This window comes from Rickettsiales bacterium (assembly GCA_041396965.1).
GTDB lineage: Bacteria > Pseudomonadota > Alphaproteobacteria > Rickettsiales > SXRF01 > SXRF01.
Genome location: JAWKXN010000001.1, coordinates 1306456 through 1322769 on the forward strand (window position 1 = coordinate 1306456; position 16314 = coordinate 1322769).

The 16314-nt window shown below is 38.7% G+C and carries 15 protein-coding genes; 9 read left to right on the plus strand and 6 right to left on the minus strand.

Translation table 11 applies throughout. The annotated features are described in order from the left end of the window. Positions 1–16: 16 nt before the first annotated feature. The 5 genes from R3D71_06795 to R3D71_06815 are packed head-to-tail and all read left to right on the plus strand — an operon-like array spanning position 17 to position 7584. Entirely contained in the window at positions 17–2443 is a 2427-nt protein-coding gene (locus tag R3D71_06795; GenBank protein ID MEZ5691354.1) for a VirB4 family type IV secretion/conjugal transfer ATPase, read from the plus strand. Beyond that, complete coding sequence (locus R3D71_06800; protein MEZ5691355.1) at positions 2430–4010, plus strand: type IV secretion system protein; 1581 nt, start codon at positions 2430–2432, stop codon at positions 4008–4010. Before R3D71_06795 ends, R3D71_06800 begins: the two co-directional genes overlap by 14 nt. Further along, the gene (locus R3D71_06805) at positions 4007–5401 is read left to right on the plus strand and encodes a type IV secretion system protein (protein MEZ5691356.1); all 1395 of its coding nucleotides are present in this window, start codon (positions 4007–4009) and stop codon (positions 5399–5401) included. Before R3D71_06800 ends, R3D71_06805 begins: the two co-directional genes overlap by 4 nt. A 22-nt stretch (positions 5402–5423) precedes the next feature. Further along, the gene (locus tag R3D71_06810; GenBank protein ID MEZ5691357.1) at positions 5424–6671 is read left to right on the plus strand and encodes a type IV secretion system protein; all 1248 of its coding nucleotides are present in this window, start codon (positions 5424–5426) and stop codon (positions 6669–6671) included. A 52-nt stretch (positions 6672–6723) separates the two neighbouring features. Then, entirely contained in the window at positions 6724–7584 is an 861-nt protein-coding gene (locus R3D71_06815) for a sterol desaturase family protein (protein ID MEZ5691358.1), read from the plus strand. On the opposite strand, the gene R3D71_06820 is transcribed toward R3D71_06815, so the two are convergent. The 3 genes from R3D71_06820 to recJ form a co-directional block, all read right to left on the minus strand. Continuing rightward, positions 7581–8015 carry a hypothetical protein gene (locus tag R3D71_06820; GenBank protein MEZ5691359.1) on the minus strand — a complete coding sequence of 145 codons (435 nt, stop codon included), beginning with the start codon at positions 8013–8015 and terminating at the stop codon, positions 7581–7583. The genes R3D71_06815 and R3D71_06820 overlap by 4 nt on opposite strands. A gap of 61 nt (positions 8016–8076) precedes the next feature. Beyond that, positions 8077–8562, minus strand: coding sequence for a PAS domain-containing protein (locus R3D71_06825; protein MEZ5691360.1), 486 nt, complete (start codon positions 8560–8562; stop codon positions 8077–8079). A 130-nt stretch (positions 8563–8692) separates the two neighbouring features. Beyond that, entirely contained in the window at positions 8693–10510 is a 1818-nt protein-coding gene (gene recJ / locus R3D71_06830) for a single-stranded-DNA-specific exonuclease RecJ (GenBank protein MEZ5691361.1), read from the minus strand. 18 nt (positions 10511–10528) lie between these two features. Here recJ and R3D71_06835 point away from each other — a divergent pair, with 18 nt between their 5' ends. Next, entirely contained in the window at positions 10529–11191 is a 663-nt protein-coding gene (locus R3D71_06835; protein MEZ5691362.1) for an O-methyltransferase, read from the plus strand. Between the two features lie 138 nt (positions 11192–11329). Further along, positions 11330–12061, plus strand: a complete 732-nt coding sequence (locus tag R3D71_06840; protein ID MEZ5691363.1) for a hypothetical protein — start codon at positions 11330–11332, stop codon at positions 12059–12061. 4 nt (positions 12062–12065) lie between these two features. Here the strand turns inward: R3D71_06840 and R3D71_06845 are convergent, their stop codons facing one another. Further along, positions 12066–12611, minus strand: a complete 546-nt coding sequence (locus R3D71_06845) for a TIGR00730 family Rossman fold protein (protein ID MEZ5691364.1) — start codon at positions 12609–12611, stop codon at positions 12066–12068. Between the two features lie 74 nt (positions 12612–12685). Between R3D71_06845 and R3D71_06850 the strand changes: the two genes are divergently transcribed. Beyond that, positions 12686–13459, plus strand: a complete 774-nt coding sequence (locus tag R3D71_06850; GenBank protein ID MEZ5691365.1) for an SDR family NAD(P)-dependent oxidoreductase — start codon at positions 12686–12688, stop codon at positions 13457–13459. A 622-nt stretch (positions 13460–14081) separates the two neighbouring features. Then, positions 14082–14720 (plus strand): hypothetical protein, encoded by a 639-nt coding sequence (locus R3D71_06855; GenBank protein ID MEZ5691366.1) that lies wholly within the window; start codon positions 14082–14084, stop codon positions 14718–14720. Here R3D71_06855 and R3D71_06860 read toward each other — a convergent pair. Beyond that, the gene (locus R3D71_06860; GenBank protein ID MEZ5691367.1) at positions 14697–15269 is read right to left on the minus strand and encodes a demethoxyubiquinone hydroxylase family protein; all 573 of its coding nucleotides are present in this window, start codon (positions 15267–15269) and stop codon (positions 14697–14699) included. The two genes, R3D71_06855 and R3D71_06860, sit on opposite strands and share 24 nt — an antisense overlap. Continuing rightward, positions 15262–16278 carry a DUF4166 domain-containing protein gene (locus tag R3D71_06865; GenBank protein MEZ5691368.1) on the minus strand — a complete coding sequence of 339 codons (1017 nt, stop codon included), beginning with the start codon at positions 16276–16278 and terminating at the stop codon, positions 15262–15264. The genes R3D71_06860 and R3D71_06865 overlap by 8 nt, the downstream gene beginning before the upstream one ends. Positions 16279–16314: the final 36 nt, after the last annotated feature.

A 16314-nucleotide genomic window follows, 5' to 3' on the forward strand; every position in this document is an offset into this window, starting at 1 on the left:
GATTTTATGGAACATCATGAAGCTTAATATCTTAAAAAGAAAAACGGAAAGAGCTGCGTACACAAAAAGAGAGGTATCAGCCGCTGAATTTATCCCATACAAGTATCACTGGGACAAACAGACGATTTTTACCAAGAAAAAGGAATTTTTGCAGATAGTTAAAATTGACGGATTCTCGTTTGAGACAGCGGATGACGAAGATATAGATATGAAAAAGATGGTTCGTAATTCGTTGCTTAAGAGTATGGCCGATGGAGCTTATTCTGTATGGTTTCACACAGTAAGGTTACGGCAAGGTGCTTATCCAGGTGGAAAACAGCCGCCGGGTTTTGCTTCCCAAATAGACAAACAATGGAAGGAAAAACATAAGCACAAAGATTCATATATAAATGAGCTATACATAAGTGTATTAAGAAAGACAGAACATAAGGCTATATCTACATTAAGTAAAATATTTAAAAAATCCGCCGCCGCTGACAATAAAGCAGCTGAGATACGCAGCATGAGAGAAGCACAGAAAGAACTTGCCGAGGCTGTTTCTCGTTTCACATCTACCCTCAAAGATTATGGTGCTAGAGTACTTACAACCTATGAGACTGAACATGGGATATTCTCAGAACCTATGGAATTCCTAAATAAAATTATAAATGGTGGGCTTAGTGTACCGATACGCTGTAACAGCGTTGATCTATCACATTATTTACCTACAAATAGGCTTTATTTTGGTGGCAGTGTAATAGAAATTACCGGTGGGGAACGTAAGCGTTTCGCTGGCATTATATCTATTAAGGAATACGCTCCAGCTACCGCTGCGGGATTGCTTGATGGTTTTTTACAGTTGCCTTTTGAATTTATTATAGGACAATCATACAGATTCTTTAATAGAACCCAAAAAATTGAATCCATGCAGCGCTGGCAAAACCGGATGATTAACGCGCAGGATAAAGCTATATCACAAATAGCGGAGATAAGTGACGCTCTTGATATGGCAACCAGTGGGCATGTTGCCTTTGGAGCACATCAACTATCTGTTATATGTTTTGAGGAAAGTCCACGAGAATTGGAGCATTCTCTATCTATGGCACTTGCCGAGTTGGTTAATATTGGTGTAAACCCAGTACGTGAGAAGCTTATAATGGAGCAAGCCTTTTGGGCTATGCTACCAGGAAACATAGATTACACTGTGCGTGGCTCTGATATAAGTACTATGAATCTTTCAGCTTTCGCGTCTTTACACAATTATCCTACCGGAAAAATATCTGGCAATCATTGGGGCAATGCCGTCACACTTTTTGAAACCACCTCTGGAACCCCATATTTTTTTAATTTTCACGCGCGCGATGTTGGTCATACCACAATTATAGGTCCAACCGGTGCTGGTAAAACAGTTCTACTTAATTTCTTATGTGCGCAGGCGCAAAAATTTAATTGCCGTACTTTCTTTTTTGATAAGGATCGCGGCGCGGAGATATTTATAAGAGCTATTGGTGGTAGATATAGTGTAATAGAGCCATCAAGCAATTGTGGTTTTAATCCTCTTAAGCTTCCAGATACTCCCGAAAACAGATCCTTTCTTGTGGAATGGTTAAAAGTTCTGGTGACCACTAATGGTGAGGATATAGCCTCTGAGGATATGGAAAGAATAAACGAAGCAGTATCCGGTAATTATAAAATGGCACGAAAAGACCGGATGCTACGCAATATAGCCCCTTTCTTTGGCATGGAGGGACCAGGAACTATAGCCAGCCGTCTTAAGGTGTGGCACTCATCTGGAATTTACGCCAATATTTTTGACAATGATGAAGATATTATAGATTTTGGGGTTGGAAATTCATTTGGATTTGAGATGGGTGAAATACTTAGAGAAAAAATGAGTCTTGGTCCCACCTTACTATATCTATTCCACAGGATTAATCTAGCGCTTGATGGAACGCCTACTATCATAGTTCTTGATGAGGCGTGGGCATTGATTGATAATAATATATTCGCTTCTCGTATACGTGACTGGCTAAAAACTCTTCGTAAACTCAACGGTATGGTAGTTTTTGCCACCCAAAGCGTTGAAGATGCGGCAAATAGCTCAATTAGTGAAACCCTCATTCAGCAAACAGCAACCCAGATATTCTTGCCAAATCCTAAAGCTACATCGGCTTATCGGACGGCATTTATGCTTACCGAACGTGAGTTCAATCTACTTCTTACCACCGATCCAGGAAGTAGATTCTTTCTGGTAAAGCAAGGTCATGACGTGGTAGTTGCCCGCATTGACTTGTCGGGTATGAGTGAGGCTATAAACATTCTGTCAGCTAGAGCTGAAACTATAGCTATCGCTGATGAAATGCGTAAAAAATACGGTGATATTCCTGAAAATTGGCTTCCTCACTTCCAAAAAGAAGTAAAATCTGAACAAGAAAAAACTTTGACTAAAGATGCGAAAATATAAATATATACCTACATATTTATTACTATTTGTGGTGACGTTTGTCTCTTCAATATTGCCGTTTTATGCTTTTGCTTATAATATCCCAGCAACTCCACCAACGATAATTATGTATGAAGACCCAGCAACTGGAGTAAAGACACCAGCTGATTTTGATCAAGCTCCCCCTCCTCCAAATTTTATAAGGCATGTATGCCCAGCAAGTGGTATCGCGAATATTGATTATGGTTTTATAACACGCCTGATTCCGTGCATTAGAGATACCATAACATACGCGACTGATGCTATTATCTCTCCTTTTTCCAAATTTATATATGATAGTGCCGTACTTGCTGTTTTTGTTATAGCTATAGCCTTGTTCGGGATAAGATTATTTGATGGCAATGGAATAAGCGCTACTAAAGATGGAATAATACTGGCGCTGAAAATTGGCGCTATAATTATATTCTTGAGAAATTTTGGCGGTCTTTATAACCCTATATTAGATATAGTAGAACAATTGCTTAATATGATGGCTACACCAATAGCAGGGACAAGCAGTGCCTCTAACATAGGAGTGTGGCAGGATACGAATTGTGCGGTCCCTACCAATTTTGCTGCCAGCGAACAGCAAATAATGGAAGTATGGCATATATTAGACTGTTATATTGAGGTATTCGTTGGCGGAATATTCTCTCCACTTACCATAAGCTCTGGAATACTTGGACTCGCGGTTTCAGCACTATTTTCAGGTTCAATGGGGCTATTTATTGGATTAATAGGAGTATATATGGTGCTCTCCGCTTTATTCGCCATTGCCCGTGTTGTCTATATTTTTATTATAGCGTACATAGCTATATCATTTATGGTGATAATATCTCCTATGTTCATCCCAACAATACTTTTCTCGTCTACAAAACACATGTTTGAGGGATGGTTGAGACTAATGCTTACTTTTATCATTCAACCAATATTTCTTTTCGCCTATTTGGTTATGTTTCTGGTGGCTTTTAATGTCACAATTCTACATGGTCAGCATTCTCTGTATTTTATAATATCTAGAGGTGACGTTCTTACCGACCCCAATTACAAGCTAGGAAATTGGATCAATCAAAAAGGAGGATATACCGAAAAATTACTGGCTAAAGATGACATAAAAGTTGATATTAAGCAAGCTTCTATAAATGATGGCTTTCAATTTCTTAAGAAAGAAGAAACAGCTACTCAAGGCATACAAGGAGAAAAACACAATGATATATTTGGATATGGTGGGATAAATCCTTTGAGTTTCTTTGAAATAGGAATTCCAATTACAGTCATTGATTGGAAAAAGATGGCGATAGCCGCTGATCCAGCTGGATTTGCCGCCGTAATTACCCAACAAGACGAAGAAAAATTTTATCAAGATTATTTAGAATCTGTATTTCTTGGGTTTATTATGGCAGCACTGGTTATGTATGTATTCTATTCTCTAATTGGTTATATACCATACATAGGCTCTGCCTCAATGGGTCATGTTGGTAGAATGCCAACTCTTGGTGTAGGTAATTTACGACCTCCGGGCAGCAGATTTTTTACGAGCGCGAGATGAAGAAGAAAATTTTAAATATAATTATATTAATATTTTCTGTGATGTTTGTCACTTTGCAGTCTTATCCGGTTTTTTCCGTAGCAGTTGACGCTGATGATAATGTTGATTTATTTAATCTCGCTCCTAACACAACATTCAATTGTGAGGATAAAGATTTAACTAATGGCTTACAATTTACTTGGCAAATAGTTAAATGTTTTAGAGATCCAATAGAAAATTCTATTCCTAATCTGTTGAACCGTATATCAAATCTAGCTCAGTGGCTTTATCCAGCGCTTATAGCGCTTGCTATAGCTATTCTTGGAATATCCATGCTCGGAGCGACTCCAGCGCTTGGCGGGAGAGCTATATCACTTTTGATAAAAATAGGTGTAGTTATAATGATAGTAAACAGCCTATCTTGGTTTCATACCACTATGCTCCAGATTTTTGATGAGGTGGTTACGGTGGCGAATCCCGCCCCCGGCTTTCCATGGACTAATATTGATTACTTCTTTGAAAAATTAATGGGATTTGGACGAGATTCATTAGGAAATCAAATAGACTTAAAAGATGGGATAATGGGGCTACTACATGGCTCAGTATTCGCCAAAAATTTTGGGATAATGCTTACTATAATCGGACTATTTGTATTATTTAGTATCACTATGTTTGTTATACAGGTTGTTTATCTATATCTCTCATCATTTCTTACTATAGCGTTTATAATATTAATAATTCCGATTATAGTGCCATTCTTATTATTTGGCTACACGCAGAATTTCGCTTGGAAGTTACTAGATCTATATCTGTATAGTTTGATATTACCACTACTTATGTTCTCTTTCTTAAGTATATTCCTTAACCCCACCCCCGCGCAAGCACCACAAGCAGCTATAGCTCCCGCAGCAGGTCAGCTTGGTCTGCCTGCTGTTCCAGCAGTAACACAAGCTCCATCCGCGTTTACTGAGATTATAGACAACATATTTTTCCTACTTGGTGATAATTATATGAAAAAATGCTGGCATGCCAATCAACCAGTTACACCTTCATATACCGTATCTAGTGATATTCTTACTAAAAATAGTCTAGCCTGTCCGGTAGGACAACTTTTCTGTGCCAAATCACAAGTTGATACCTCTGCTGTACAAACAACAAATGTTTCAAATTTTGGCAACTTTACAAATTATAGCCCTATTATGGTCGGTAAAATTGATTGTGGTCTTGCTGATGAATCAATAAAAAAAGATGTACTAAACCAACTTATATTATTGCTTATCATCTCAACTTTAATGACCTCAATTGTAACTATTATACCTGAAGTCGCCCGTGAGCTTACAAGAGGTGTTACAACAGGTGTGGTAAATGTAACTAGTCCGGTTGCGCAAATATTTAGAGGTGGCGCACGTTAACTTATTAAAGTATGGTAGTATTATGTTAAAAATAAAAAAACATTTAATGATTATAGCTCTATTTTTTACAGTGGGTATATGTCTTATACCATATGATTCCTATGCTCAGAATCTATGTAGTGCGGACGTAGATGGAAAAATTACTGATGATTTTAAGGTACTAAATAGCACAATGGTTCAAGATGTTATACTCGGTATAAGGAGTAAATTAACAGCGGCTAGCGCTAGAATTTACCTAGCTATATACACCTCTATAGATTATCAGCTATCTATTAATGCGGCCATAGTATTATTCATTACCATATACGGAATATTATTCATGACAGGTATGATTCAACTTAAATTGAACGATTTTTTAATACGTATTGTAAAACTTGGCATAATAGCAGCTCTTCTTAGCCCATCATCATACCTTTTTTTCAACAATTATGTAATAAATTTCTTTGAAAATGGCACTGAGGATATAATAGGCTTTATCACAAATTCCAGTGGATCTGGCGCCTTCTTCAACTGGAATCCCATGCAAAGCATAAGTATGTTTTCGGTACTTGATAGCGCTCTTGCCAAAATACTCTCTCCAAAAATGTTCGTTATATTAATGGCAACAGCTCTTTATCCATTTTTTGGATTTATACTTGCTATAATATTATTTATAGCGATTTTGTCATTCTTACGCGCGATGATGACCGCTTTATGGGTGTTCGTAATGGCTATGGTTCTTAGAACATTATTATTTGGTCTTGCGCCAATATTCATTCCAACAATTTTATTTCAACGTACTAGACATATATTTGATGGCTGGATAGCACAGTTAGTAAGCTCAATGATACAACCAATACTTCTCTTTATATTCTTCATATTCTTTGTAAGATTAATGGAAGGAGCACTTGATAATGTAATGCAAGCTAATGTGTGTTTTAGTGAATTCCCTGAGGGTTGGCGAGGAACACCATTTGGTTTTTCTTACTGGAGATTCATGGATTTTACAGCAGCTGGTTGGCAGCCAAACACTAAAGGATGGGAACTGGCAGACAAATCACCAATAAACATGCTAGCGTTATTTACTTTCTTCTTAATCGCGGAAATGGCAAATAGATTTAATTCTGTAATTATGCAAATAGCAGTGCAGATATCACAAGCTAGTACTAGCCTTTCTACACTAGCTAACCCTGTTTCGGCCATGTCTGGAGGTATAGGCAGCTTTAGTAGAAGGTTTAGAGGAGGTAATCCTTTCGCGACTACATCCCTTAGAGCAAATAGCTCTTCTTAAATTAGCCTTTTGTTAAAGTAAAATTTTACTATTTATGACATATAATGGTTATATGGATGATATTATCAATTTTATAGCTGATAAATTATGGATATTGACTGGGGCGTTTATATTATTTACCGCTTTGTCTATTATTTTCCCCTGCAATAAAAGTCAAAAAATATTACGTGGCGGTATAATAACTGATATATTATATAGTACAGTTCTGCCCATAATGACGAAATATGTATTCGTGATTTTTTTATTATCAGGATTTGGTATAATATTCCATGACGTTCCGCAGGAAGAAATTCATAATTATCTGGCTAATGGTTATGGATATTTTTCCACCCTACCGTTATATATACAGGCTACTATAGTTTTTATCACATCAGATTTTTTGTTATATTGGGGACATAGAATTTTCCATTCACCCGAGTTGTGGAAATGGCACGCTATCCATCACTCGCCAAAAGAAGTTGACTGGCTTTCGGCCTACCGCTTCCACCCTATCAATGTTTGGAGTACTTTTACTCTGGTAAATGTTTTTATGTTATTGATTGGCTTTTCTCCAGCGTCAATAGCGGTTATGGGTGGCTTTAACATGATGTATTCTTTTATGGTGCACGCTAATCTTAACTGGACATTTGGACCTTTTAGGTATGTGTTTGCCAGTCCGGTATTTCATCGCTGGCATCATACCACACAGAAAGAGGGGCTAGATAAGAACTTCGCTCCTACTTTCCCGTTGCTTGATATAATGTTTGGTACATTTTATATGCCAGAAGGTAAGCTACCAGAAAAATACGGTGTACTTGGCTCTGATATACCAGAATCATTTATTGGGCAGATCATCTGGCCATTTAAGCAACATAATAACAAACATAAGAAACCACCTGTTACTAACAATAAAGACAATAACGCCACCGTCTAATTATTTAGTAGTCTTTCAACGTCATCATTATTTAGAGGAGCATTTTCATCAGGTACGACCGCCACTTCAGAGCTTTCACTCACTATTTCAGATTGTTGTTCTTCTACAATGTCTTCAGTCGCTTCCACGTTTACTTCTTGTGCGTTATGTTCAGCTATATTATCTTCCGCTCCTTTACCTATTTCCATATCATCATCTTCTATATCAAAAACCTGATTCAATTGAATTATGCTATTTGCCATCTTATCAGTACGCTCAACTTTATAAGGATTTTTTACTTTACTTTGAGCGATAGCATCCAACGCGGAAAGAGCCTCTACTACCTTAAAATTAGTTCTGTCTTTATAAACACGATAAATCACCCCAGAAGAGATACCTATATCTTTTCTTGGTATAATTAATTCCTCAAATGAGCTTGTTGTATTGTTCATATCACCCACACCAAAATTCTGTTAATTTTTTACAGAAGGGGTACAGGAAAAAGCTAAAAATTTAATATGCCTTCCAGCGCATTACGCCAAATAGATGCGCGACCTGCCCGTCTTCATAACCAAGAGGTACAATGCAAGTTCTATACCGTACTTCCATTTTATGAGCGTTTACAAATTCACCCTCATCAATAACTGGCTGCTTTTTATCAAGAACTTCTTCTATTTTTTTCAGACTAGGAACTTTTGTGGTTGAAAGAAGACGAAGTGCCATATCAGGGTTATTTGGATCATCACCAAAAGCATCAACTAATTCCTTACCCATATAGCTATAGCGATAACCTATCCTTTTTACCACATCGTCAAGACTTATTAAGAAGCAATAATCCCATATATCAGCTATGTCAGATGGTTCTATTTCATTCTCCGCTGGAAACTGCCTATTTCCACGTAGTTTATTCCAATATTCCATCAAATCCTCGTGGCAGCGATGATGAAGACAAACGTGACTGTCACCGGATTTTTTGTTATCTTCGCAAGCTTCTTTCATTACTAATCATCCCTATATAAAAAATAATTACAATAGTTATATCAAGAACTAAATAACAAAATATTAATATATTATTATAAACTGTCTAAATGTACGGCGAATACCCTTATTATCTCAAATATAAACAATTTTAATAAATTACTATATCATCTATGGTCATATTTGGTGTTTGTCTACCGTTCCAGCTATTGAGCCGTAATTGTCCGGCGACATCTACTATTTTTCCTTGCGAGGAAAGTAAAGCATCGCCAAGATCGCTGCCAACACAACGGAAAGCTATCGCAGATAATCGTTTATTACTTATCTTATCAAGAAACATGGTTTTTACGTGTTTTTCGCCAACAATATCTGACTTGAAATTGGTTACTTGTCTTATGCCTATACGAACTTGTGGATTCGCTTGACCAAACGGTGCTAGATGCTCAAGATTTTCTAGCAGATCAACAGTTACGCCACTAATATCAACTATACCATCAAGCGTGAGGCTACGAACAAGTGGAGAGTTTTTAAGCTGCCTTCCTATACGTTCATTAAAAAACGTGGAAAGATCCTGAATTTTATTTTCCACCACAGTAAATCCTGCTGCCATAGCGTGTCCACCACCGGCCACTAATAAACCTGCTTCAAGCGCGGCAATTACTGTCGCGCCAAAATCAACCCCAGATACCGAGCGAGCGGACGCCTTACCAACACCATCTGTTATAGAAATAACCGCTACCGGTTTATTAAAACGTTCTTTAAGCCTTCCGGCGACAATGCCGATTACCCCAATATGCCAATCCTTTCCGTAAACCATAAGTGATGGCGTGTTATCATCTATTTTTTCCGCTTGAAGCATTGCCTGCTCAAGAACCATCTCTTCTATGGCTTTACGCTCTGAATTATATTGTTCTAGCTCTACAGCGATTTTAGCCGCTTCCACACTATCCTCAGTTGAAACTATTCTAACTCCTAAGTCAGACCTCCCTACCCTGCCACCAGCGTTTATACGTGGACCTATTATGAAGCCACAGGAATAACTATTCGGTTTTTCCTCACATCCCGCCATATCAAGTAATGTTGATATTCCAATATTACGACGAATAGCCATCACTTTAAGCCCCTGCGCTACCAACGCCCTATTAACTCTGGTAAGCGGAACCACGTCACATATAGTGCCGAGCGCTACTATATCCAGCCATTGTTTTATATCTGGCTGCTGAATATTATTATTGGCAAAAAAATTCCTATTTCTTAACTCACGATTCATTGCCACCAGCAATAAAAACGTTACCCCGACAGCGGCAAGCTGCCCGTGTGGTGATGTTTCATCCAGACGGTTTGGGTTTACGACAGCCACCGCTTCTGGTTTTCTTGCTTCTCCCATATGGTGATCAACCACTATTACATCAAGCCCAGCATCTTTTGCCGCCTTAAGCGGCTCAAAAGACATAGTCCCACAATCAACCGTTATTACCAATGACACACCCTGACCTCTCAATTTTAGAAGCGCTTCGGTATTGGGTCCGTACCCTTCCTTCATTCGGTCTGGTATATATATAATCGCTGGTATGCCTACCGCCCTAAAATAACGATTAAGCAAAGCGGATGAAGTAGCCCCATCCACATCATAATCACCAAACACCGCTATTTTTTCTTTAGCTATAATAGCGTCACATATCCTTTTTACCGCCCTATCCATATCCAGAAGATGAGACGGGTCTGGCAACATATTACGTAAGGTTGGATTTAAGAAATCAGCTACATCATCCACCGCAATACCACGACTTACCAATATTCTCGCTACAAGATCAGGAATTTCATGTTCTCTAGCGATAGAAATCGCCATATTCTCATCAACATTCGCTAATTTCCACTGCCTACCTGTAACTGACAGAGAAAAAACTTCCTTTTCCTCAGTGCCGGATATATTATCTTGCAGTTGATTATTCGTTTTTAAGTCTAACATTTATAAAAACTCACCAATATGTCCCGTAACAGTAATATTTCCTCTCGTGACTTTCAATATATAGAAAGTCTCTACGCACCGCAAGACGAACTGCTCTCCGAGATAAATGAGGAGTTGATAAAGCGTGACATGGCGATAAATATCAGCGCGCAGGAAGGTCGGATACTACAATTGCTTATCGCTCTACATGGCACAAAAACTATTGTTGAGATCGGAACTCTCGCTGGATATTCCGCTATCTGGATGGCACGGGCTTTACCGGATGATGGTCATTTATACGCGATCAATAAAGACCCCGAACACGTAAAAATGGCTGATGGCTTCTTTGCCCGCTGCGAGTGTGATGACCGTATAACCCAATTGGCTGGAGATGCACATAAAGTCCTGCCCGAATTATCAGCCAAAGCCCCTTTTGATATGGCATTTATTGACGCTGACAAAATAAGTTACCCTGCCTATCTTGACTGGGCAGAAGAAAATATTCGTAAGGGCGGGCTGATAGTGGCAGATAACACTCTACTTGGTGGCAATACATCATCTGAAATTCCACCGGAGAATATCCCCGCTAGCAGATGGCGGAATATGCGGGAGTTTAACGAACGGCTGGCGGATAAGACGAAATATAACGCAACCATCCTACCAACAAGAGAAGGGCTGAGTGTAGCGGTTAAGTTGTTTTAACTAGATTTAACACTTTGTATTATAATGATAATATTGCAACAACATAACTGTAACAAAACATTAACTTACTTTTTTATTAATATATTGGTAGCATGATCCTATCACAATATTAATACTTACTTATGGGAGAGCAATCATATGTCAGAACAATATAAAGACAGAACAGAACAAAATAAACAAAATGCTAGAAATGGGCATTATACATCAGAGAATGTAGGTATAAGGCACAATCGGAAAACTGGGCAGCGGGAATTTTTTGACACTGAAACTGGGAAGGCCATAGAAGGTAGAGATAAAAGTCATAGTGATGGAGGGCACAGGGTCTATAATGTTGATGAGCATATACAAGGTAAGGCGGTAAGGCATTATGAACAAAGAGACAACACCCGCCCACAAAAATTTTTGTTTGTACGAAGCACAGTAATACCTGAACTTACCGAAGAGCAAAGAGCAGAGATAGAAGCTATAGGGCGACGTCAACGTGAACAGCAAAGGCAAGAGCAAGAAGAAAGAGATAGAGCGATAAGAGAGCAAGAAGGAGTACATCAAAAAGATGATAGTAAAGGACACGCTACTAAAGGTAAAGAAAAAGATAATAAAGAAGGAAGAATTGCTGCTAAAGATACTGTTAAATCAGAGTCCACAGACGATAAAATCACCATAAATGTTACCAGCAAGGGGCTTGCCACAGCGTTAAAAGAATTAGGAGTTAAAAACTATACAGAAAAAGCGTATAAATTGCTGGAGGCAACCGGTACCAGCGAGTATAATACACCCAAAGAATTCAGAGTCTCAGAAGAAGTTCTTGGAGAAATCGCGCCACAGGCTTTAGAAAAGTTAAAGAAGGCAAATCAAGCAGCCGAACGCTGATTTTTTAATATCCCAGCACGTCCATAATATCTTCCAGTTCGTCAACCACATGATAGTAAGTGGCGACCTCCGCTTTGGCGAAGCGATTTTCTATAATATTTTTCATCAATTCTATAAGTGGATCCCAATAACCTTGATAGTTAAATATTACTACTGGCTTGTCGTGAAGCATGAGCTGTTTCCAAGTTATTATCTCAAACATCTCATCCATCGTACCAAAACCACCGGGAAACACGATAAACGCATCCGAACGGTCAAACATATTTTGCTTACGTTCGTGCATTGTATCAACAATAGTGATCTCGGAAAGGGATTTATGCTCATTTTCTATATTACGCAACGAACGAGGAAATACACCAACAGCATAACCACCATGTTTCATTGATGAATTGGCGACAGCTCCCATAACCCCGCAATCACCACCACCATAAACCAGTGTTATATCACGCTTAGCAAGTAACTTTCCAAATTCCGCTCCTATTTCCAGAAATTTTTTATCAACATTATCCGAAGCCCCACAAAACACACAAACCGATTTTTTTTTAGACATATATTCCTACTTTTATTATTATTCCAGCCACTACTATATAAGAACCATATTATTCACAAATTGATTAAACTTTTATGAAAAAAACGCAAAACATCCTGATAACCGGCGCTAGCAGCGGTATAGGAGCAGGCCTTGCCGAGAAATACTCCAAAGATGGCGCGACTTTGTATCTACAGGGAAGAAATACAGAAAGATTAGAGGAAATAGCCAATAAATGCCGCAATAACGGAGCTACTGTACATACTAAAATAATAGATGTTACCGACACGAATGGTATGGAAAGATGGATCAAGCAAGTAGATAGCAATACTCCTCTTGATATAGTTATAGCAAATGCCGGAATTTCAGCGGGATTAGGACAAAATGGCGAAGATGGCAAACAAGTAAGGGAAATATTCGCTACTAATATTGATGGAGTAATAAATACAGTACAACCAGTAATTCCTTTGATGAAAGCTAGAAAATCAGGGCAGATAGCCATTATGAGCTCACTTGCTGGAATTCGTGCCCTGCCTAGCTCACCGGCCTACAGCGCGTCAAAAGCTTGTGTGCGTTATTATGGAGAGGCGTTAAGAGGTGTTCTGATTAAAGATAATGTATATATAAGTGTCATCTGTCCAAGCTACATAACAACCCCGATGACTGACGTTAATGATTTTCCAATGCCACTGATAATGAGTGTGGAAAAAGCGGCAAATATAATAGTTAGCGGACTAACTAAGAAAAAAAGGCGGATAGCATTCCCTCTCCTCATCCATATACCTTTGTGGCTAATTTCCTGTCTGTCACCGGTTATTACCGATCCGATATTCTCACGACTTCCCGCTAAACCTTCTATGAAATATTAAGGTACTAGGAAATAGATAACTAAAGAATTAAGGAGTAAAAAACTCTACAACTCAGACCAAGTGAGTCATTCTTTTCACGCTACAGACTGTATGCCATTCTTCCTTATCTCAGTTAATCTCTTCCCACTTCGCACCTATTAACTCACCAGTTCTCACAAATGTTAGCATTAATAGCTTAATTGCGTATTACTCATAATGTGAGTATATTTTAACAAATCTCTTTGGACGGCAAAAGACACTAAAGCCCTTACTTCTGCTTGCTTTTTCTAGATTTCTAGACTTTATCGGACGTTATGAAACAGGTTATATGGCGGTGCTACAGCAAACCATAGCTATACTCTCATACGCCAATTCCCTGATAATGGCAAATTTACAGGGAGTTTTTGAAAAAGTGCAGGCAGTTATTGCAAGCAATCGTCGGAGGGAATTTGGCAAGGCAGGTACAAAATCCCCATGCCTTCTAACCGGTTTACTATTCGATGATCGTGGTAATCACATGAGCCAAAAACATAGCCGAACCCGGAAGCTGCATTATCGATATTACATTTCGCAGGCAATTATTCAGGGTTATGCACACAAAGCCTGAAGCCTGCCAAATATCCCCGCATATGAAATTGAGTATTTGGTAAAATCAGAAATATTGGCTTTTCTGAAGCATGGTGAGGCATTGCAATATTATCTGCAATCTGAACAGCTTGACCTGCAAAAGAAGCTGATGGATATGGCGCAGAATCTTAAATTTGATGATATAGACAAAGAGAGTGCATTTATCCGCTCGGTTGTTCATAGAATAGAACTATCCGACAGTAAGGTGCATATATATTTATGTGCCGATAGGCTAATTCAAGCTTTGCAGGGAAATATGGCTGGAGGAAAAGCTGAAAATCCTGAAGGACGAATACATCTTACTCGCGAGATCAAACTTGCCGCAACCAATAACGGCAGCAAAGTTATTATTGGCAATATTGCATCCAATAAAAACATGCAGCTTATAAAAGCTATCGCTCGCAGCTTCCTTTGGAATGAGCAATTGATCTCAGGCGAGAAAACAACTATCACCGAAATTGCCGAAGAAAATAATATCAACTCAGCCACCTATGTTAGCCGCGTTATGCGCCTGCGTTTCCTTGCGCCAGATATCATTGAGATGATTATTGAAGGTTTACACTCTGCCGAATGGACTGTCGAAAAATTATTCGCCATTAGAGCATATGATTGGCAGGAACAACGGAAACTGTTAGGAGTTTCGGTAAATTATTAAAGTTTTCCGCATGTTGCTCGATTCACCCTTTGTAACCAACCACATTGTTGCCTGACATATTTGATAAATCGCCTTATATAAAAATGGCTCATAAAAGTGGCGTTTACCTTTTTTAAGCCCTTCCTCTGATAGCTCAACGTGCTTATGCTCTTCTATATGAACGTCATTTATTATTTGGGTCAGATCATTATCTTTGTTTGCAAGAAACTTTGACTGCGCCTGAAGGTGACTATGTGCGGTATTTTCAGCAGCTTTAACACAAATTAGCAAAGAACGCTTGCCAAGCAGTGCCGTGCCAATACCAAGAAAGAATCCAGCAACACCCCAAATCCACGTCAGACGGCATGGCACCATATTGTATTTTGGCATGATGCTACGGAATATATCACAATGTTTTTGCTCGTCGCTTAAGATAGTTTGCAGAGTTGTAAGTAGCGGTTTATGAAAGACATTAGCAACCAGAATCATTGCCTTATATAGGCGGATGGCGCCGTATTCTCCCGCATAATTAACATTGATTATTTGTTTGATGGTGGTTTCGTTAGTCATATGTAACCGGATTAGTAATTTTAAACTTACCCTTATATTCAAAAGTTGTACCAAACAAGAAATGCTGCGCTCCGGCTTTCATTTTAAAGCTATTATCGTCAATAGCTATTTCCTCACCGAAAGCTTTGCCAAAAATAAGGCTGAACGGCATTGGAATTAATATACCAAATATTTTCCAGAAGTAACCTTGGTGTTTGAGATAAACTGTGTCCTTCCCGTCATATTCATATTTTAATTTTAGGCCGACACCAAAACGGATATATTCCAAGACTTGATGATCTTTATAAGGATACATCTTTGATTGGAATTTTCCTTCTTTTCCATCTGGGTAATGCATAATGCGGTCAAAACAAAAGGCGTTTGAATCCGGTTCGCTATGAAAATGGATGGTTGCCGAAATATTTTTGCCTTCATAGGGCATTAATGCGCCAAATATTTTGAGTGCTGGAAGTAATATCCTAATTATTGGTGAATAGGTTATATCCATTTCACCTTTAACGGTAATCTTATCGTTGGAGTAAGGCCGATTGGCATAACGTGTGCGAATTACCGGCGGTACTTTATCCCACATATCGCCAAACACGGCTTGAAAGGTTGGTTGGTTTTTATCGTATAGGTTATTTATTTTACTTACCCCCTTTAATCTGATTGCCATATTCCTTGTGGCTCGCATGGTCGGATAGCATATCTTAGCAAAGACTCTTGATCTAAATAGCAAATAGTTCATACGATTGAACCATCCCCTGTTGGTGCCAAGCATAGCCATGATATATAACGCACCAGCTCCATGGTAATAATTATCTTGGAACTTGATAACCATGCCATCGTCAAGATCAAGATTGCGTTGGTTCACCTCATGCAAAACCGGATGGTCTTTATCTTCTCTTGCATTGACTAGATTGAGGCTGCCAACGGCTTTTTTGATACGCAAAGCAGATGCGGCCCTCTGGCAGATTGGGCAATCTCCATCATATACAAACCATACATCGCCTTTTTGTTCTTTATTCATACCGCAATTATAACATATAGATTTGACAATTACAGT